Genomic DNA, 18,856 nt, shown 5'->3' with positions numbered 1-18,856 from the left:
TTCGGCTGACGACTACCCACAGCCATCCCCTTCGGTGAACTCGTTGGCTCGGCCGCCGATCACCGCGCGGATCGGGGGGCCACCGTCTGCCCACGTGTGCAGCCAGATCGGCATGTTCTGCCGGCCCGGGACGACCAGGCGGCCGAGCGCGCCGACGATGAGACCGACAACGATCGCAGTGATGATGCCCCACACGGTGAACTCCACGGTCGCCCTCCTTCAAAAGAATGTCTGACACACGGTGTGTGTGCTTCCTGTCGTGACGGCTAAGTGCCCGACCCACCGAATGTCCAAACCGACTCACCTCACCTGACAACGCCAGCCGTCGATGCTTCGGGGGGTGCGTCGGTTCACGCAAACGTGCGTCCACACAGGTAGGAGGCCATCTCGCCGCACCCGCCGACTCAGTGGCAACCATGGAAAAATTTCTGCGGAGCCGGCCCCAACCTCGGCGCTCAGCCGGCACGCGGCGCACCGGGGACAACTGAGAACGCGACGCGCCCGGGTGCCTGTGGCACCCGGGCGCGTACGGCGTGACGACCTACTTCTTGCCGGCGGCCTTGCCGTCGCCGGAGTCGGAGGAGAGGGCGGCGATGAACGCCTCCTGCGGCACCTCGACGCGGCCGACCATCTTCATCCGCTTCTTGCCTTCCTTCTGCTTCTCCAGCAGCTTGCGCTTACGGCTGATGTCGCCGCCGTAGCACTTGGCGAGAACGTCCTTGCGGATCGCCCGGATGGTTTCCCGGGCGATGACCCGGCTGCCGATGGCCGCCTGGATCGGCACCTCGAACTGCTGGCGCGGGATCAGGTTCCGCAGCTTGGCGGCGATGGTGACGCCGTAGTTGTACGCCTTGTCCTTGTGCACGATGGCGCTGAACGCGTCCACCGGCTCGCCGTGCAGCAGGATGTCCACCTTCACGAGGTCGGACGCCTGCTCGCCGGAGGGCTCGTAGTCGAGCGAGGCGTAGCCCTTGGTGCGGCTCTTCAGCTGGTCGAAGAAGTCGTAGATGATCTCCGCGAGGGGCAGCGTGTAGCGCAGCTCCACCCGGTCGGCGGAGAGGTAGTCCATGCCGAGCAGGGTGCCGCGCCGACCCTGGCAGAGCTCCATGACCGCGCCCACGTAGTCGTTGGGCGTCAGCACGGTGGCCCGGACCACCGGCTCGTACACCTCGGCGATCTTGCCGGTGGGGTACTCGCTCGGGTTCGTGACGACGATCTCCGCGTCGTCGTCGGTGATCGCCCGGTAGACGACGTTCGGGGCGGTGGAGATCAGGTCGAGGTTGTACTCGCGCTCCAGCCGCTCCCTGATGATCTCCAGGTGGAGCAGACCCAGGAAGCCGCAGCGGAAGCCGAACCCGAGCGCGCCGGAGGTCTCCGGCTCGTAGTCCAGGGCGGCGTCGTTGAGCTTGAGCTTGTCCAACGCCTCGCGCAGGTTCGGGTAGTCGGACCCGTCGATCGGGTAGAGGCCGGAGTAGACCATCGGCTTCGGGTCCTTGTAACCGCCCAACGGCTCCTCGGCCGGCCGGCTGTTGATGGTGACCGTGTCACCGACGCGGGACTGCCGGACGTCCTTCACACCGGTGATCAGGTAGCCGACCTCACCGACGCCGAGCGCCTCGGCCTTGACCATCTCGGGTGAGATGACGCCGATCTCCAGCAGCTCGTGCACCGCCCCGGTGGACATCATCCTGATCCGGTCGCGGGCGCTGATCCGGCCGTCGATGACCCGGACGTACGTCACGACGCCGCGGTAGACGTCGTACACCGAATCGAAGATCATCGCCCGGGCGGGCGCCTCGGCGTCGCCGACCGGCGGGACGAACTGCCGGACGATCTCGTCGAGCAGGTGCGGGACGCCCTCGCCGGTCTTGCCGGAGACCCGGATGCAGTCGGCGGGATCACCGCCGATGAGGTGGGCCAACTCCTCGGCGTACTTCTCCGGCTGCGCGGCCGGCAGGTCGATCTTGTTGAGCACCGGGATGATGCGCAGGTCGTTCTCGAGAGCCAGGTAGAGGTTCGCGAGGGTCTGCGCCTCGATGCCCTGCGCGGCGTCGACGAGCAGCACGGCGCCCTCGCAGGCGGCCAGCGACCGGGACACCTCGTAGGTGAAGTCCACGTGCCCCGGGGTGTCGATCATGTTGAGCACGGCCTGCTCACCGGCCCGCTCACCCTCGCCGATCGTCCACGGCATGCGGACGGCCTGGCTCTTGATGGTGATGCCGCGCTCGCGCTCGATGTCCATCCGGTCCAGGTACTGCGCGCGCATCTGCCGGGGGTCGACCACGCCGGTGAGCTGCAACATCCGGTCGGCCAGGGTCGACTTCCCGTGGTCGATGTGGGCGATGATGCCGAAGTTCCGGATGCGACCGGGGTCGGTGGCACCAGGGGCGTTCGCGCCGGGATCGAGCTTCGGTGGCACAGCGGTCCGTTCTGGTCGACTGACGTGAACAGGCCGGCGCGCCGCCGACCCCCTCTATGTTCCCACGCCGCCGGGGTGCGGCCGCTGGGCGGGCGATGGATCGGCCCGAGGGTCCCTCACTCCATCGGCGGCTCGACGAAGAGCGCGGCCAGCCGGGGCAGCCGCCGACGCGCCTCGTCCTCGTCGTCGAAGTCCCAGAAGTCGTTGAGATCCGGCGTCCGCACCGGGTCCCGGTCCGCCGGCAGTTCGGTCGCGGTGGCCTTGCGGTACGCGTCCCACGGCACCGAGAGCATCCGCTCCGCGGAGAACTCCTCGCCGCTGAGTGACGCCGCCCGCACCTGGGGCAGTTCGGCAAGCGAGTCCGGTTCGGCGACCGCGCGGGCGAAGACCGCCCGCCCCTGGGTCATCAGCCAGCCCCGGAAGTGCTCGAAGCCGTCGGCCGAGGCGCCACCGTTGATCAGGTACGCCGCGCCCCACAGGTCAGCCTTGTGCGAGGCGGCAAGCACCCGTGTCTGGTGTCGCGCGTACCCGACGATGTCCTCCGGGTCGCGCTCGGCGAGCAGGGCGACGGCCCGCGCGGCGACCGGCCCGGGCTCTCCCCCGCCGCCGGCCCGAGCCTCGTCGATCAGCTGCCAGAAGTCCTCGGTCCTCATGGCTTGGCAGTCTGGCAGTGTCGCCGCGCGTCGCGCACGCACCCCGGGGCAGCATGGTGTGGTGTCCTCTCCCCCGTTGCCGCCGGTGCCCTACCACGCGAGCGCCCAGCGGCCGTCCTGGTCCGCGCTGCCGGCGGCGCTGCGGGCCGCGGTCGCCGACCGGCTCGGCGCGCCGGTGGTCACCGCCCGGGTCGCGGGCGCGGGCTTCACCCGCGGCTTCGCCGCAGTGCTCCACACGGCCGCCGGTGGTCGGGCCTTCGTGAAGGCCGCGCCCGCCGTCGAGCAACCGCACCTGGTCGAGTGGTACGCCCGGGAAGCAGCGATCCTGGACCGGCTGCCGGCCGACCTTCCGGCGCCCCGCCCCCGGTGGACGCTGTACGAGGCTGGCTGGTTCGTGCTCTGCACCGACGCGGTCGACGGGCACACCCCGCGCCTGCCCTGGGCACCCGCCGAGCTGGACGCCACCCTCGCCGGGTACGCGCAGGTCGCCGCCGCCCTGGCCGACCCGCCGACCGAGCTGGCCACGCTCGGTCTGCCGCACCTGGCCGACCTGGCCCGGTCGGACATCCTCTGGTGGGAGGAGGTCGCGGCCGGTCGGGAGCCGCTGCCGCCGCTGCCCCCGTCGACCCTGGACCGGTTGCCCGACCTGGTCGCGTTGGAGTCCCTCCTCCCCCGGTACGCCGCCGGCAGGACCAGCCTGATCCACGGTGACCTACGGGTCGACAACGTGCTGATCGGCGCGGACGGTAGAGCCTGGTTCTGCGACTGGACCTGGGTCTGCACCGGGCCCGCCTGGTTCGACCTGGCCGGCCTGCTGCTCACCGCGTACGCCAGCGGGCTGGACGCGGACCGGCTCTTCGCCGCGCATCCGGCCACCGCCGGCGCACCCCCGGACGCGCTGGACGCCACCCTGGCCGCCCTGGCCGGCTACTACCTCACCGGCGCCGCGGCGGCACCTCCGACGGCCTCCCCGCACCTCCCCGCCCACCAGCGGTGGAGCGGCGAGGTGTCCCTCGACTGGTTGGCCCGCCGCCAGGGCTGGCGATGACAAGCCCCAGCGGGCCGGCGTCTCTTGATCGACTCGGGTTCCTTGAAGTCGGGTTGTCTGCCACTTGAGCCCAAGACGCTGGGTTGCCCCGGTTTCCAGGAAGCCGAGTCGATCAAGCGTCGAGCGCCCCGGCGACCCCGCTCTGGCCGAGCCGTTTTGGCTCGTCCCGGGCGACCTGGTAACCTGGCTCTTCGCGCAGCGATGACGCATGTTCGTCATCACGCGCAATAAGCTGACCAACCCGAGCTATCAAGACGAGGCTGTCGCGTGGCGAACATCAAGTCCCAGATCAAGCGCAACCGGCAGAACGAGAAGGCCCGGCTGCGCAACAAGTCGGTCAAGTCGTCGCTGAAGACCGCCGTCCGCAAGTTCCACGAGGCTGCCGAGGCCGGTGACGTCGAGAAGGCGACCGCGCTCATGCTGGACGCCTCGCGCAAGCTGGACAAGGCCGTCAGCAAGGGCGTGATCCACTCCAACCAGGCCGCGAACCGCAAGTCCGCGATCGCAAAGCGCGTGGTGGCGCTCTCCGCCTGACGACTTCACCGTCAGACTGATTCGGAAAGCCCCGGGCCTCGGCCCGGGGCTTCCGTGTGTCCAGAGTTCGACCGTGTGCCGGTTTGGCGACGCGGCACCCGTCCCGCGTGGTGCGACGGGTCGGGCCCTCAGTCCGTCGGGTTGGCCCGCCGGGGAGGTGGCACCGCGTCGGCGGTGATCACCACGCCGGGAACGCTGTGGGAAGCCCACTCCACCTGGGCCCGGCCGACCACCGGCTCCATCTGCCGGCGAAACCGGTCCCGCTCCTGCTCGGGCACGAGCGCGGCGGAGCGGACCACGATCGCGGCGACCATGTCGTTGAGCTTCACCATGGCCGCCACCACGACCGGCAGCACCAGCACCGCCCACCAACTGACCAACTCGGCCAGGGCGAGCAGCACCGCCAGAGCGATGGCACCCTCGAAGAAGAGGAAGCACAGCACGCCGCCGGGGTTGACGCACCGCAGGCCGAGGAGCCTGGCGTAGAGCGGCCGGTAACGCTCCTCGTCCACGGGAATGGTGGCCCACACCGGGCGGTTCGCCCCCGTCACCTGATGCTGCCCTGTCGGGCCGCAGCGACCGAGAAGACCGCGCGCTCCAGGGCGTACGCCCGGTCGTCGGAGCCACCCTTGACGGCCGCGTTGCACTCGGCGGCGGCCTGCATGGCCCGGACCAGACCCTCCGGCGTCCAGCCCCGCCCCTGCCGCTGCGCCCGCTCGATCTTCCAGGCGGGCATTCCGAGGCTGCTGGCGAGCTGGTACGCACTGCCCCGCCCGGCCGAGGCCACCCGGGCAACCGTGCGGACCCCGTCGGCCAGGGCGTCGGCGATGGGCACCGGGTCGACCCCGACGTGCAGGGCCCAGCGCAGGGCCTCGAGCGCTGCCGGCACGTCACCGACCATGGTGGCGTCCGCCACCGTGAAGCCGGTCACCTCGACCCGACCCCGGTAGTACCGGGCAACCGTCTCGACGCTGATCCGCCCATCGGTGTCGGCAATCAGCTGCGAGCAGGCGGCGGCCAGCTCGCGCAGGTCGTTGCCGACGGCGGCGATAAGCGCCTCGGCGGCGTCGTCGGTGCACTTGCCGCCAGCTCGGCGGATCTCGTCACGGACGAAGGCCACCCGGTCACGGTGCCCCTTGAGCTTGGCTGCCGGGACCACCGTCGCGCCGGCCGCCCGTAGGCCGTCGGCGAACGCCTTGCCCTTGGCGCCGCCCAGGTGCAGCACGAGCAGTTGGACGTCCGGGTCGGGATTCTTCGCGTACGCCAACAGCGCGGCGACCAGGTCCTTGCGGGCGTCCTGGCCGGCACGCAGGACCAACAGCCGCCGCCCGCCGAACAGCGACGGGCTGAGCATCTCGGCGATCTCGCCGACGGTGAGCTGGCTGGCCTGGTATTCGCGGACGTCCACCTCGGGGTCGATGCCGCGAACCTTGGCGACAGCTTCGGTGACCGCGCGCGTGGCGAGCAACTCCTCGTCACCGAGGACGAGCACAATGGGGGCGAGGCTGGCGGGGGTCACGCCGCCCATATTCGCACGGCCTGCGGCGGGATCGTGCCTGCTCATTCCCTGCTTGATCGGCGCAGCCCGCACACAGTGCAAATCCAGACATCTGACTTAATTACCTATCTAACCCGCAAGTCGCCCGTTCAATCGGAAACCGTTTCCGTGAATCAGGGCTGCCGGCCTGCGGGCACACCCCGCCGGGCGACCGCCAGACCGTCGTCTGTTCGGAGCGCCGCCACATCGCCATCCGTGTCGGTGCGCAGCACCCGCACGCCGCCTCTGCTCAGGTGGGCGAGCAGCCCCGGACTCGGGTGCCCGTAGGTGTTGCCAGTGCCCACCGGCACGAGCGCCACCGCCGGCCGTACCGCGCCGAGGAACCCCGGATCCTGGTACGACGAACCGTGGTGCGCGACCTTCAACACGTCCGCCCGCAGGTGGCCGGGCGCTGCCCGTGTCAGCAGCGCGTGCTGTTCCTCGGTCTCCGCGTCACCGGTCAGCAGAATTCGTACCCCGGCCACCGTGGCGCGCAGCACCAGCGAGTTGTTGTTCGGGTCGGATCTGGTCCCGGCCAGCGGGTACGGCGGGCCGAGCACCAGCAGATCGACCCCGCCCACCGGATGGCGAGCGCCGGCCACGGTGGTCAGCAGCGCGGCCCGCCCACCATCGGCCGCCGCCCGTACGAGGTCCCGGCCGCTCTCCGGGTCGGTCGACGACGGCGTCAGCACGGCACCGACCCGCCGCCCGCGGAACACCCCGGCCACCCCGCCCACGTGGTCCGCGTGGAAATGGCTGATCACCAGCAGCGGCACCTCCCGTACGCCGAGCCGACGCAGGCAGCCGTCCACCGCACCCGGTTCCGGCCCGGCGTCCACCACCACGGCCCGGCCGGGGTCGACCGGGAGCACCAGGGCGTCGCCCTGCCCCACCGCGCAGGCCACCACCACCCAACCGGCGGGCGGCCAACCGGCGGCCAACAGCCGAATCGGCAGTGCCCCCAGCACGGCGGCGACGCCGACCACCGCCACCAGCCGCCGTACGAGTGGCCGGCGCACCGCGATCAGCAGCGCGACGGTCAGCCCGGTCAGCAGCAGGGCACCGAGCACCCCACCCGGCCACGGCAGGGTGCCGCCCGGCAGTCGAGCGCCCTGCCGGGCGATGACCACCAACCACCAGGCCGGCCAACTCGCCAGCCAGGCGAAGAACTCGGCACCGGCCGGCCAGATCGGTGACACCAGGGCCGCCAGCACGCCCAGGACGGTCGCCGGCGCGATGGCCGGCACCGCCAGGAGGTTCGCCGGCACCGCCACCAGGCTCACCGTGCCGGAGATGCCGGCGACGACCGGACCGCAGGCCAGTTGGGCAGCCGCCGGCACGGCCAACGCCTCGGCCAGCCCAGGTGGGACACCCCGCCGACGCAGCCCATCCCGCAAGCGCGGCGCGAGCAGCAGCAGACCACCGGTGGCGAGTACGGAGAGGGCGAACCCGGGATCCCCGGCCAACTCGGGGTCGACGAGCACCAGCACGGTCACGGCGGCGGCCAACGCGGGCAGTGCTGCCCGAGGGCGACCGGCGGCGAGGGCGGCGAGACCTATCGCTCCCATCGTGGCGGCCCGTACGACGCTCGGCGAAGGGCGGACCAGGATCACGAACCCCACAAGCGCCACCCCACACAGCGCGGCGGCAAGCCAGGGACCGGCCCGCGACCAACGGGCCAGCAGCAACACCGCACCCACCACGATCGCCACATTGGAGCCGGAGACCGCGTTGAGATGGGTCATCCCGGTGGCCTGAAAGTCCTCCTCGACGGCGGGTGGTAGTCGGCTGGTGTCACCCACCACCAGGCCGGGCAGCAGCCCACCGGGGTCGTCGGGCAGCGGCGCGCAGGCGCGTTGCAGGCCGGTACGCAGCGTCCCGGCGGCGCGCTGCGCCCAGGACGGCGCACCGTGCCGCTGCGGCGGGTCATTGGTGCTGAGCACCGCCGCGGTGAGATCGCCACCGCGGGGAAGGCCGAGCCGACCGTCGGCGGTGAGACGCTGGCCCGGCAGCAGGCCCCGCCACGCCGGATCGGTGGCGAGGACGAGCAGCCGCACCGACGCGTGGAGCCGTCGACCGTCCGGGTCGGTGAGCCGGACCAGCTCGGTCGACACCAGCAGCATTCCCGGCCGTCCGGCACTACGGACCGGGCGGGGGTCGTCCCGGACGAGAAGGTCGGCGGTGACCGGAGCGCGCTGCTCGGCGAGGGTACGGATCTCCGGCGCGTCGCGTACGGCGAGTCGAGCGGCGGTGGCCGCGCCACCGCAGACCACGCCGAGGCCGATCGCCACCACGACCCATCCGTAGCGCCGCACCGCGGCCCGGGGACGGCCGAGGCGGCCGAGCAGGTGTGCCGCACCAACCGCCGTCAGACCGGCCACCGCGCCGACCACCAGTAGGACGCCTCGGCCTCCGAGGTGCAGGCCGGCGAGTGCCGCGAGCCAGGCCGCCACCGCGAGACCGGCCAGTCGCAGATCCGGCGGCTCGGACCGGGCCCGACCAGCCGGCGGCTCGGACCGGGCCCGACCAGCCGGCGGCACCACCCGTCCCGGCCCAGCTGGCGTCACCAACCCAGCCCGACCGCCCCGCCACGCGGCCTGAGTTGGCTGGGCCGGCGGCATGGGCTCGGCGACGCGAGGCGGCGGTGGACCAGCGGCAGACCCGCTCACACCGTCACCAGATCCTTGAGCTGCTCGTAGCGGGCGTCGCCGATCCCGTCGACCTGACGCAGGTCGCCGACGGATTTGAACCCGCCGTGCTGATCTCGATGGGTGAGGATCCGTTGGGCGAGCACCGGCCCGACTCCGGGCAGCGCGTCGAGCTGAGCCAGTGTCGCGGTGTTGAGGTTCAGTGGCCCGTCGGCGGGTGCCGCACCGCCCGCCGCAGGACCGGCCGCACCGCCCGGCACTGGCGGTGGCGTCGCCCCGACCACGATCAGCTCACCGTCGGTGACCTTGCGGGCGGGGTTGAGCAGCGCCACGTCGACCCCGGGCAGCGCGCCGCCGGCCGCCTGCACCGCGTCGGCGAGACGGGACCCGGCCGGCAGGCGTACCAAACCGGGTTTTCGGACCTTGCCCGCGACCGCCACCACCAGCTCGCCGGACCCGGACGCGCTGGGGTCGCCCACCGGCGCGGCTGACGGGGCGTCGCTGACCAGCGGGGTGACCTGCTCCGACTGCGGCCGGGCCTGCCAGGCCCAACCGGCAGCGCCCATGACCACCACCACGGCGACCACCGCCAACGCCCGCACCCCGCGCCGCCCGGGGTCGAACGCCCCCGGCCCGGGCAACCGCGACTCGGGCGGGACCGCGAGGTCGCTCGATGCCGACTCCGTGACCGGCGCGGCGGGTGGGGAGGACGGCACGTGCGCGGGCGGCGAGGGTACGCCAGTGAGCGGCGCCTCCGGCCGTGGCAGCGGTGCGACAGCCGCCTCCGTCAGCCGGCGCAGGCGCTGGCGTACCTCGGTCTCCTCTTCGTGCGACACAGCGCGACGGTATGGGCGGCGGCCGGGACGGTGGGGGGTGACGACGCTGCCCTGTGGACAACCGACGCCACTGTGGACAACGCCCTGATCATGCTTTGACCTGCTATGCGGGAGCTGACAGTCGACACACGACCCGGACCACCGGTCTGGCTGCTGACGCCCCCGGCGAGCGGTCTACCCTCGACGTATGCCCGACTCTCGCCTGCTGCGCATCGGCACGCGCAACTCTCCGATGGCTCTCGCGCAGGTCGAGCGGGTGCGCGCGATGCTGGCCGACCGGCACCCCGATGTCACCGTGGAGGTGCTGTCGATGTCGACGAGCGGGGACCGTTGGCACGGTGACCTGGCCGCCCTGGGCGGCAAGGGGGCGTTCACCAAGGAGGTGGACGCCGCCCTCATCGCCGGCGACGTGGACCTGGTGGTGCACTGCGTCAAGGACGTCCCCGGGGACCGGCCGGCACCAGCCGGCACGGTGATGGCCGCCTACCTGGGCCGTGACGATGTCCGGGACTGCCTCGTGCACCCGGGCGGGCTAGACATCGACCAGCTGCCCCCCGGCACGCGGATCGGCACCTCCGCGGTCCGGCGGGTCGCGCAGCTGGCGCTGCACTGGCCGGGCCTGGTGCCGGTGGCCATCCGGGGCAACGCGAACAGCAGGCTCGCCAAACTCGACGCCGGCGACAGGTACGACGCGCTGCTGCTCGCGGTCTCCGGTCTGGAACGCATCGGGCAGGCCGCCCGGATCACGCACCCGATCGACGTCGACACGATGGTCCCGGCCGTCGGCTCCGGCACCCTGGTCCTGCAGTGCCGGGAGGACGACACCAGCACCCGTGACCTGGCGGCCAGCCTCGGCGACCCACGGGCCTGGCGGGAGACCGTGGCCGAACGGACCATGCTGCACATCCTGCAGGGCAACTGTCACTCCCCCATCGCCGCGCTCGCCCGCACCGAACCCGACGGACGCCTCGGCCTACGGGCGAGGGTGATCAGCCTGGACGGCAAGACCGTGCTCGACGTACACGAGTGGGCGGCGGATCCGGTCACTCTCGGGACCTCCGTCGCCGCCGCCCTGCTCCGGCAGGGCGCCCGTGACCTCCTCGACCTGTCCGCGCACGCCTGACCGCCAACCGCGAACGGCCGCCGCGCCTCACCAGGTGGGATGCGGGTCGGCGGCATCGGCCGGGCCGGCCGGTCGCCACGGTTGCGGAGTCTCGTCGACGGGTCGGGGCCGCCCGGCCAGCATGCAGAGCACGGCCAGGACGACGTAGACGACCGGCAGGAGGACCAGGTTGCCCTGGGCGTTGGCGGCCTCCTCCGGCAGGCGTGGGTCGACCAGGCCCTCGGGGTCCCGCACCACGACGACGCGTTGCCCTACCGAACCTTCCTGGTTGTCCGACGCGCCGATGCTGCTGCCCGGCCACGTCCCCAGCTCACCGGGGATACGGCGATCATGCTGGTCGGCGAGGGTGTAGTAGAGGTGGCGGCTCCTGCTGCTGCCGTCCCGCACATCGGTCACGGTCGCCACGACTCGTTCACCGCGGTGCACGAGCACTGCCGACCACAGCCCCAGGGTGGCGAGGTACATGAGCAGGGCACTGGTCAGCCAGGCTACCGACAGTGTGATCATCCGAGGTGGCGGCGAGACCACCAGCCCGGCCACCAGCAGGGCGCCACACCAGAGCACGGTTGCCGGTACCACCACATTGTCGGCTCGGACCCAGGAGGTTCCCGCCAGGGCACCGATCGCGCCGGTCACCGTGAACACCAGCAGGTACCACGCGCCCAGTCGGTTGATGAACCGACGACCACCATGGGGCCTCATGGGCAGCAGAGTAGGCCCCACCGGCAACGGCCTGGTAGGTGTCGACTCCGGTGGAGAACCCCTCCGGAGCCGACACCGTCCCAAGCGAACGACGCCGATATCTCCCTACAGGTACGGCCGCGTGATGACCTCGATGGCGTGGCCGGCCGGGTCGAAGAAGTAGAAGCCCCGTCCACCGTGCTCGGTGTTGGTCTCGCCCTCCCGCTTGAGCTGCGGATCAGCCCAGTACGTGATACCCCGCTCCTCGACGAACGCCAGGCACCGCGCGAACAACTCGTCGTCGACGAGGAACGCGTAGTGCTGCATCTGGATGTCCACCGGCGGCTCGGCGAACTGGAGCAGCACACCCTCGTCCAGTTGCACGTTGGCGAACGGCCCCCACGAGGGTGCCTCCGGCAGCTCGAACAGCTCCCGGTAGAACGCGGCCGAGGCGCTCTTGTCCTTGCTGGCGATGATGGTGTGGTTGAACGTGACTGTCATGCGTACCGTCTTCTTCCCGGTCGATCCGAAGACCCGACCGGAAGCCCGCAACGCCTCACCCAGCCACGCAGATGACGAAGCCCCGAGGGCACCGACGCCCCGGATCCCGCACGAGAGACGCGAACATCGCATCGATCTCGGCGTGGTGGCTGAAGTAGCCAGAACCTCCGGGGGGGTAGGCCCATCTGGGGCGCGCACGGAGGCTAACACAACGGCGTCCTCGTAGCCGACGGCTGAGCGTCGCCGGCACGAGGGCCACAGACGATCAGCGGGCCTCCGGGTCGAGGCCGAGTACGGCCCGTCCGCCGTCCACCGGCAGCGTCACCCCGTTGATGAAGCTCGACGCGGGCGACAGCAGGTACGCGACCGCCTCGGCCACCTCGTCGGCCCGCCCGATGCGGCCCAGCGGGTGCAGTCGGGTCAGCTCGGCGTCGATCCAGCGGGCTTGGTCGGGCTCCAGTGTGGCGAGGAACTCGGCGTGCCGCTCGGTGGCGATCGAGCCGAGCGCCACCGCGTTGGCCCGGATGCCGTGCCGCCCGTACTCGACGGCGAGCGCCCGGGTCAGCCCTTCCAGGGCGGCCTTCGCCGTCGCGTACGGCAGCGCGCCGGACACCGGTCGACGGGCCTGGTGCGACGAGACGTTGACGATCGCGCCGCCGGCGGCGCGGGCCAGGAAGCGGCGGACGGCGACCGCCGCCCCGACCACGGCGGGGCGCAGGTTCATCCCGATCAGGTCCAGCACCGTGTCGACCGACGCGGTGTGCAGTGCGGCGTCACGGAACACCGCCGCGTTGTTCACCCAGCCGCTCAGCGGTGCGGCGCGATCGGCCAGTTCGGCGGCGTGCTCCGCTACCTGCTCGTCGGCGGCGTCGCCGACCACCGCGACGAGCCGATCGGCCGCCGGGTGGCCGGCCAACCAGTCGACCGCGTCGGCGTCGCGTTCCAGGACGACGATTGTGGCGCCGGTCGCCGCCAGCCGTTGCACCACGGCCCGGCCGACGCCGCGACCACCGCCGGTCACCACGTACGAGGTGGGCACCGCTCAGCCCGTCCGTCGGCGGTGGACGACCACGCAGGCCAGGCCGGGTCCGGCGTGCGCGGCGACGACGGCACCGGCCTCGGAGACGTACGTGTCGTGCAGCCGGTCGCCGAACCGCTCGGTCAGCGCGGTGCGCAACGCCTCGGCCCGTTGCGGCGCGGCCAGGTGGTGCACTCCGAGATCCACGTCGTCGCCGGCCGCCGCCTCGACGGCCAGGTCGACGAGGCGGGCCACTCCCCGACTGGCGGTGCGGACCTTCTCGCGCAACACGATCGCCCCGTCCGGCATGTGCATGATCGGCTTGACGGACAGCGCGGTGCCGACCAACGCCTCGGCGGCGTTGATCCGGCCGCCCCGGCGCAGGAACTCAAGCGTGTCGACGTAGAACCAGACGGTGGTGCGGGCGATGGCGTCGAGCGCCGCGTCGCGTACCCCGGGAAGGTCGGCGCCGGCCTCGGCGGCGGTGGCGGCGGCGATGGCCGGGAAGCCCAGCCCCATGCCCGCAGAGCGGCTGTCCACGACCTCCACCCGGCCGTCCAGGTCGGCGGCGGCCAGCCGGGCGGCCTCCACGGTGCCGGACAGCGCGGCGGAGATGTGCACCGAGACGATCCCGTCGGCGCCCGCGTCGAGCAGTCGGCGGTACGTCCGGGCGAACTGCTCGGGGGCCGGACGGGAGGTGGTCGCCGTGACCCGGCGGGCGCTCAGCGCCAGGGTCGCGTCGGCCGGCTGGGTCTCCACCCCCTCCAGCCCCTCCGCGCCGTTGAGCACGACCGTCAACGGCACGACGGTCAGCCGGTGCGCCTGCACCAGCTCGGGCGGAAGGTAGGCGGTGGAGTCGATGACGACCGCGACGGGCATGCCCGGCACGCTAGCCGATCGAGGCCGCGAACGCCGAGGCGCGAGCACTCAGACCGCGTCGACGGCCACCGGGGCGGTGATCAGACCGACGTTGTGCGCCCGCAACTGCCACCCGCGGACGTCGTCGTGGCGCAGCTCGGTCCAGTGGCAGTTGGCCAGGGAGCCGATGGTGCGCAGCACGGCCGTGTCCCAACCGAGCAGGCGGCCGACGCCCTGCCGCGAGCCGCCACCGTGCGTGGCGAGCACCACGGTGCCGCCCGGCGTCGCGTCGGCTGCCTCTTGCAGGGCGGCACCCACCCGCTCACCGAGGTCGGGCAAGGACTCCAGACCCCCGCCCGGGTCCGGGTCACCGGCCCGCCAGCGGGCGTACTCCGCGGGGAAACGCTCGGCGACCTCGGTGAGGTGCAGACCCTGCCACTGGCCGAAGTGCCGCTCGCGCAGCCTCGCGTCGGTGCGCACCGGCAGCCCGGTCAACGCGGCGAGCGCGGCGGCGGTGTCCGCCGCGCGGCTCAGGTCGCTTGCCACGATGGCGTCGGGCCGCAGCGCCGCGAGCAGCGGAGCGGCGGCGCGGGCCTGGTCACGGCCAAGCTCGTTGAGGGGTACGTCGGTCTGCCCCTGGACGCGGTTGGCAGCGTTCCAGTCGGTGTTGCCGTGCCGCCAGACGATCAGTCGGGTCATTCGGCGGCGGCGGACCCGCTGGCGTCGGCCTCGACCAGGTCGCGGTCGACGAACGGGATGGTCGGGCAGTCCTTCCAGAGACGGTCGAGCCCGTAGAACTCGCGCTCCTCGGTGTGCTGGACGTGCACCACGATGTCGACGTAGTCGAGCAGCACCCAGCGGCCACCCCGCTCGCCCTCGCGCCGCACCGGCTTCGCCTTCTCCGGCAGCTCCAGCAGGCTTTCCTCGATGGCGTCGACGATGGCCAGCACCTGACGCTCGTTGGGTGCGGCGGCGAGCACGAACGCGTCGGTGATGGCGAGCTGGTCGCCGACGTCGATGATCGCGATGTCCTGCGCCTTCTTGTCGGCGGCGGCCTGAGCGGCCGCGATGGCCAGCTCGTGAGCGCGTTCGGAAACTGTCACCGTTCTCCTTCGATCAAGCGTGCGATCCTCCAAGCGTCTCATACCCGGCGGCACCCCGATCGCTCAGTTCTGGTCGGATAGCGGTGCAAAACTGGGCATAACGGGTGCGCTCAGCGCTGATAGAGGCTCCGCTTGGCGATGTACTGCACCACACCGTCGGGCACCAGATACCAGACCGGCTCACCTCGGGCGACCCGGGCACGACAGTCGGTCGACGAAATGGACATCGCGGGCACCTGAATCAGGCTGACGGTATCCGCCGGAAGGTGCTTGTCGGTCAGCGGGAAACCGGGCCGGGTCACGCCGATGAAGTGGGCCAACTCGAAGATCTCGTCCAGGTCCTTCCAGGACAGGATGCGTTGCAGGGCGTCCGCGCCGGTTATGAAGAACAACTGCACCTTCGGGCCGTACTCAGCCTGAAGATCACGCAGCGTGTCGACCGTGTAGGTCGGCCCACTACGGTCGATGTCGACGCGGCTGACCTGGAAGCGGGGGTTGGAGGCGGTGGCGATCACGGTCATCAGGTACCGGTCCTCGGCCGGGCTGACCGGCTCGTCGGCCTTCTGCCACGGCTGCCCGGTGGGGACGAAGACGACCTCGTCCAGGCCGAAACGGTCCGCCACCTCGCTGGCCGCGACGAGGTGCCCGTGGTGGATCGGGTCGAAGGTGCCACCCATGATCCCGATCCGCCGGATATCTTCCTCCACTCACTGATCGTAGGCCCGGCCTCGTGCGGCGATCCTTCGGCCTCGCGCAGTGATCGATTCGGCCTCACCCAGGAGCCAACTTCGGCCTCATGCGGGGTCGTTCCACCTCGTGCGGGGACTGACTCGGGCCTCGCGGGGGGACTGACTCGGGCCTCGTGCGGGGATCGCTCCGCCTCACGCGGGAGCCCGACTTCGGCCTTATACGGGGTGGTCAATTCCACCTCCTGCGGTGATCGACTCGGCCTCGCGGGGATCGCTCCGCCTCGTGCGATGATCGACTCGGCTTCCCGGAAATCGGCGTATCGCAGCGACCGGGACACCGCGATTTCGCGAAAGCCGAGTCGATCACCGGACCGGATGCGGCGCACAGGCGCCGCGCCGTGAACATCGCGCCGATCTTGCAGTTCCGGATGCCGACATGGGGTGATACGCCCCTTGTGTCGGGGCAGGAAGTGCAAGATCGCTGAGCAGGGGCAGCCTGGGCCCGTCGATCATGGAGTTGTGGTGCCTGCTTTGCCATCCCGCAGGCCGTTTGTCGCCCACCACAACCCCATGATCGACGAGGCGGGGTCGACTAGGCGGAGTCGACTAGGCGGGGTGCGACGCGGCCTTGCCGACCGCGGGGCCAGAGTGTGCTGGGTCGAGGGGTTGCCGCACCCGACCCGGAGCGTTAACGGACCCGGGCGGCAGGAGCTGCGCTGCGCCAGCGGACGCGGGCGGCAAAGATCGCGGGGCTGCAGGGGGGTCGCGGAGCTGCAGGGGTCGCGGGCTGCAGGGGTCGCGGGCTGCAGGGGTCGCGGAGCTGCAGGGGGTCGCGGCGCGGGCGCGGGGCGGCCGGGGGTCGCGAACCACCGCCCGTCGGCGTATATTCGTCGACGAGTAACCGTCGACGAGCGTGGGGGTCATCGTGCCGAAGCGGCGCAAGGTCGGCAACCTGCTGGCGCTGGCCGTGTTGTCCGCCCTGGTCCAGCGGCCGATGCACCCGTACGAGATCGCGACCGCTCTGCGGGCCTGGGGCAAGGACCAGGACATGGAGTTCAAGTGGGGGTCCTTCTACACGGTCATCGGCAACCTGGACAAACACCACCTGATCGAGGCGGTGGAGAGCCTGCGCGAGGGCCGACGCCCCGAACGCACCGTCTACCGGATCACCGAGGCGGGGCGGGCGGAGCTTGTCGACTGGGCCCGGGAGCTTGTCGCCACGCCGATGGCGGAGCACCCGCGGTTCCGGGCTGGGTTGTCGGTGCTCGCCGCGTTGCATCCCGACGAGGCCACCGCCCTGCTGCGGCAACGGCTCGGCCTGCTGCAGGACGCGATCCGCAAGGACCGCGAGACGCTCGACGCCCACCTGCGGGAGATTCCCCGGCTGTTTCTGGTGGAGTCGGAGTACGACCTCGCCATTCGGGACGCGGAGGCGTCCTGGCTGCGGGCCCTGATCGCGGAGTTGACCTCGGGGAGCTACCCCGGGTTGGACACCTGGCGGGCCTTCCACGAGACCGGCGAGATGCCGGCCGACCTGACCGAGCTTGCCGCCAGAACCACCACCCCGCAGGCCAGCCCCGACAGCACGACGAACACCGACACCACCGGCTGAAGAACGGCCCCGGCGAGGTGCGCCAACACCTCACCGGGGCCCTGACCCCGAACCGACGCCTGGGAAGGCACCCGGCCCGAAGCGGCAACCACGAGGATAACCGGGCTCCCTCCCAGGTCCGCGCGACCGCGCACCGACCAATGCAGGTCCGCGCGACCGCGCACCGACCAATGCAGGTCCGCGCGACCGCGCACCGACCAATGCAGGTCCGCGCGACCGCGCACCGACCAATGCAGGTCCGCGCGACCGCGCACCGACCACATCCAGGGAGAGAGCATGACCACGGTACGAACCGCAATCGTCGTCGGCGGGGGCATCGCCGGGCCGGTGACAGCGCTCGCGCTGCGCCGCGCCGGCATCACGGCAACCGTCTACGAGGCGTACCCGACCACGGCCAACGGCATCGGCGGCACCCTCGCCCTCGCGCCCAACGGCGTGGCGGCCCTACGGACGATCGGCGTTCACGAGGCGGTGACGGTGATCGCCACACCGATCCACCGCAGTGCGCTGGCCGTCGGCCGCCGCCGCATCGAGATGCCCACGCTGAGCGGGGTGCCACCGCTGCGCGTGGTGCACCGGGCCGAGCTGTATCAGGTACTGCACGACAAGGCATTCGCCGAGGGTGTGCCGTTCGCGTACGGCAAGCGGCTGGTCCACGCCGAGCAGACCGGGGACGGCGTGCTCGCACGTTTCGAGGACGGCAGCACGGCGACCGCGGACATCCTCGTCGGCGCGGACGGGATCCGCTCCACGGTCCGCAGTCTCATCGATCCGGCGGCGCCCGGTCCCCGGTTCACCGGGCTGCTCGGCTTCGAGGCGGTGGCCCGACACGAGGTGGACGCCGAGCCGGGCACGATGACGTTCGCGTTCGGGCGACGCGGCTACTACCTGTACTGGCTGGAGCCCGGCGGCGGCACCCGGTGGGGGGTCAATCTGCCGCAGCAGCGGCCGATGAGCCTTGTCGAGGCCCGGGAGGTGCCGGCGGAGCAGTGGCTGGACACGCTTCGCGCCAGCTACGGCGACGACGATCCGGGGCGGGAGCTGATGGCGACAAGCAACGCCTACGACCTCCAGGTGGTCGGGTCGTTGCAGATCATGCCTCCCGTGCCGCACTGGCACCGGGGCCGGATGGTGCTTGTCGGCGACGCGGCACACGCGCCGTCGAACAGCTCGGGGCAGGGCGCGTCGCTGGCCATCGAGAGCGCGGTGCAGCTCGCCCGCTGCCTGCGCGACCTGCCGGATGTCCCGGCGGCGTTCGCCGCGTACGTGCGACTGCGTCGTACCCGGGTGGAGAAGGTCGCCGCCCGCGCGGCCCGGATCAATCACGCGAAGGCCCCCGGTGCGGTGGCGCGGACGCTGATGCCGCTGCTCATGCCGCTCATGGTGCGCACGGTGCTGGACCCGGAGAAGACCGTCGCCGACGAGCAGCGTTACGTCATCGACTGGGACGCGCCGGTCACGGCGGAGCCCGCCCTGCGCTGACCTGTGCGCGCGGGGTGGCCGGCCGGCCACCCCGCGCCGGGGGGGGGGGGGGGGCCGCGGGCGGGCCCCCCCCCCCCGCGCTCCCGCCCCCCCCCCACGTCGGCCGGGGCGGGG

The 18,856-nt window shown here is 71.9% G+C and carries 18 protein-coding genes and 1 pseudogene; 5 read left to right on the top strand and 14 right to left on the bottom strand.

Translation table 11 applies throughout. From position 1 onward, the window contains the following. Positions 1–45: 45 nt before the first annotated feature. From ACWER9_RS29745 to ACWER9_RS29735, 3 genes and pseudogenes are all read right to left on the bottom strand, one after another. Positions 46–207, bottom strand: a pseudogene (locus ACWER9_RS29745) (GlsB/YeaQ/YmgE family stress response membrane protein); the annotation flags it as partial. Positions 208–541: 334 nt separating this feature from the next. Continuing rightward, positions 542–2,419: a translation elongation factor 4 gene (gene lepA / locus ACWER9_RS29740; RefSeq protein ID WP_452304956.1), complete on the bottom strand. Its 1,878-nt coding sequence runs from the start codon at positions 2,417–2,419 to the stop codon at positions 542–544. Between the two features lie 116 nt (positions 2,420–2,535). After that, positions 2,536–3,072: a DUF4240 domain-containing protein gene (locus ACWER9_RS29735; protein WP_452304955.1), complete on the bottom strand. Its 537-nt coding sequence runs from the start codon at positions 3,070–3,072 to the stop codon at positions 2,536–2,538. Here ACWER9_RS29735 and ACWER9_RS29730 point away from each other — a divergent pair. Together ACWER9_RS29730 and rpsT are read left to right on the top strand one after the other, a co-directional pair. Next, a complete protein-coding gene (locus tag ACWER9_RS29730) occupies positions 3,071–4,120 on the top strand; it encodes a phosphotransferase family protein (protein WP_452304954.1) in 1,050 nt (349 codons plus the stop codon). The genes ACWER9_RS29735 and ACWER9_RS29730 overlap by 2 nt on opposite strands. A gap of 267 nt (positions 4,121–4,387) precedes the next feature. Beyond that, positions 4,388–4,654, top strand: a complete 267-nt coding sequence (rpsT, locus tag ACWER9_RS29725; RefSeq protein ID WP_030336508.1) for a 30S ribosomal protein S20 — start codon at positions 4,388–4,390, stop codon at positions 4,652–4,654. A gap of 128 nt (positions 4,655–4,782) precedes the next feature. Here the strand turns inward: rpsT and ACWER9_RS29720 are convergent, their stop codons facing one another. From ACWER9_RS29720 to ACWER9_RS29705, 4 genes are all read right to left on the bottom strand, one after another. Then, positions 4,783–5,205 (bottom strand): hypothetical protein, encoded by a 423-nt coding sequence (locus tag ACWER9_RS29720; RefSeq protein ID WP_452304953.1) that lies wholly within the window; start codon positions 5,203–5,205, stop codon positions 4,783–4,785. Further along, positions 5,202–6,182, bottom strand: coding sequence for a DNA polymerase III subunit delta (gene holA, locus ACWER9_RS29715; RefSeq protein ID WP_452304952.1), 981 nt, complete (start codon positions 6,180–6,182; stop codon positions 5,202–5,204). The genes ACWER9_RS29720 and holA overlap by 4 nt, the downstream gene beginning before the upstream one ends. A 143-nt stretch (positions 6,183–6,325) precedes the next feature. Further along, positions 6,326–8,812 (bottom strand): ComEC/Rec2 family competence protein, encoded by a 2,487-nt coding sequence (locus ACWER9_RS29710; RefSeq protein WP_452304957.1) that lies wholly within the window; start codon positions 8,810–8,812, stop codon positions 6,326–6,328. A 44-nt stretch (positions 8,813–8,856) separates the two neighbouring features. Continuing rightward, positions 8,857–9,675: a helix-hairpin-helix domain-containing protein gene (locus ACWER9_RS29705; RefSeq protein WP_452304951.1), complete on the bottom strand. Its 819-nt coding sequence runs from the start codon at positions 9,673–9,675 to the stop codon at positions 8,857–8,859. Between the two features lie 187 nt (positions 9,676–9,862). Between ACWER9_RS29705 and hemC the strand changes: the two genes are divergently transcribed. Further along, positions 9,863–10,798: a hydroxymethylbilane synthase gene (gene hemC, locus ACWER9_RS29700; protein ID WP_452304950.1), complete on the top strand. Its 936-nt coding sequence runs from the start codon at positions 9,863–9,865 to the stop codon at positions 10,796–10,798. A 27-nt stretch (positions 10,799–10,825) separates the two neighbouring features. Here hemC and ACWER9_RS29695 read toward each other — a convergent pair whose 3' ends face one another. From ACWER9_RS29695 to nadD, 7 genes are all read right to left on the bottom strand, one after another. Beyond that, the gene (locus tag ACWER9_RS29695) at positions 10,826–11,500 is read right to left on the bottom strand and encodes a hypothetical protein (RefSeq protein ID WP_452304949.1); all 675 of its coding nucleotides are present in this window, start codon (positions 11,498–11,500) and stop codon (positions 10,826–10,828) included. 105 nt (positions 11,501–11,605) lie between these two features. Beyond that, complete coding sequence (locus ACWER9_RS29690) at positions 11,606–11,980, bottom strand: VOC family protein (RefSeq protein WP_452304948.1); 375 nt, start codon at positions 11,978–11,980, stop codon at positions 11,606–11,608. Between the two features lie 265 nt (positions 11,981–12,245). After that, a complete protein-coding gene (locus ACWER9_RS29685) occupies positions 12,246–13,019 on the bottom strand; it encodes an SDR family NAD(P)-dependent oxidoreductase (RefSeq protein ID WP_452304947.1) in 774 nt (257 codons plus the stop codon). Between the two features lie 3 nt (positions 13,020–13,022). Beyond that, a complete protein-coding gene (locus tag ACWER9_RS29680; RefSeq protein WP_452304946.1) occupies positions 13,023–13,877 on the bottom strand; it encodes a DegV family protein in 855 nt (284 codons plus the stop codon). 48 nt (positions 13,878–13,925) lie between these two features. After that, the gene (locus ACWER9_RS29675; protein ID WP_452304945.1) at positions 13,926–14,555 is read right to left on the bottom strand and encodes a histidine phosphatase family protein; all 630 of its coding nucleotides are present in this window, start codon (positions 14,553–14,555) and stop codon (positions 13,926–13,928) included. Further along, positions 14,552–14,959, bottom strand: a complete 408-nt coding sequence (gene rsfS / locus ACWER9_RS29670; protein ID WP_130403715.1) for a ribosome silencing factor — start codon at positions 14,957–14,959, stop codon at positions 14,552–14,554. Before rsfS ends, ACWER9_RS29675 begins: the two co-directional genes overlap by 4 nt. Positions 14,960–15,069: 110 nt before the next feature. Beyond that, positions 15,070–15,666, bottom strand: coding sequence for a nicotinate-nucleotide adenylyltransferase (nadD, locus tag ACWER9_RS29665; RefSeq protein ID WP_357244230.1), 597 nt, complete (start codon positions 15,664–15,666; stop codon positions 15,070–15,072). 895 nt (positions 15,667–16,561) lie between these two features. On the opposite strand from nadD, the gene ACWER9_RS29660 reads away from it, so the two are divergent. Continuing rightward, positions 16,562–17,260: a PadR family transcriptional regulator gene (locus ACWER9_RS29660; protein WP_452304944.1), complete on the top strand. Its 699-nt coding sequence runs from the start codon at positions 16,562–16,564 to the stop codon at positions 17,258–17,260. 276 nt (positions 17,261–17,536) lie between these two features. Beyond that, positions 17,537–18,742: an FAD-dependent monooxygenase gene (locus tag ACWER9_RS29655; protein WP_452304943.1), complete on the top strand. Its 1,206-nt coding sequence runs from the start codon at positions 17,537–17,539 to the stop codon at positions 18,740–18,742. Positions 18,743–18,856 lie beyond the last annotated feature (114 nt).

The sequence above is a fragment of the Micromonospora sp. NPDC003944 genome (assembly GCF_053605225.1).
Note: the sequence above shows the minus strand (reverse complement) of the source record. Positions and strands in the feature narration are given on the sequence as shown.

Excerpts from the sequence above, each read along its gene's own strand:
- ACWER9_RS29730 (WP_452304954.1), top strand. The coding sequence starts at position 3,071 with ATGGCTTGGCAGTCTGGCAGTGTCGCCGCGCGTCGCGCACGCACCCCG.
- ACWER9_RS29735 (WP_452304955.1), bottom strand. The coding sequence starts at position 3,072 with ATGAGGACCGAGGACTTCTGGCAGCTGATCGACGAGGCTCGGGCCGGC.
- holA (WP_452304952.1), bottom strand. The coding sequence starts at position 6,182 with ATGGGCGGCGTGACCCCCGCCAGCCTCGCCCCCATTGTGCTCGTCCTC.
- ACWER9_RS29710 (WP_452304957.1), bottom strand. The coding sequence starts at position 8,812 with ATGCCGCCGGCCCAGCCAACTCAGGCCGCGTGGCGGGGCGGTCGGGCT.
- hemC (WP_452304950.1), top strand. The coding sequence starts at position 9,863 with ATGCCCGACTCTCGCCTGCTGCGCATCGGCACGCGCAACTCTCCGATG.
- ACWER9_RS29695 (WP_452304949.1), bottom strand. The coding sequence starts at position 11,500 with ATGAGGCCCCATGGTGGTCGTCGGTTCATCAACCGACTGGGCGCGTGG.
- ACWER9_RS29690 (WP_452304948.1), bottom strand. The coding sequence starts at position 11,980 with ATGACAGTCACGTTCAACCACACCATCATCGCCAGCAAGGACAAGAGC.
- ACWER9_RS29680 (WP_452304946.1), bottom strand. The coding sequence starts at position 13,877 with ATGCCCGTCGCGGTCGTCATCGACTCCACCGCCTACCTTCCGCCCGAG.
- ACWER9_RS29675 (WP_452304945.1), bottom strand. The coding sequence starts at position 14,555 with ATGACCCGACTGATCGTCTGGCGGCACGGCAACACCGACTGGAACGCT.
- ACWER9_RS29655 (WP_452304943.1), top strand. The coding sequence starts at position 17,537 with ATGACCACGGTACGAACCGCAATCGTCGTCGGCGGGGGCATCGCCGGG.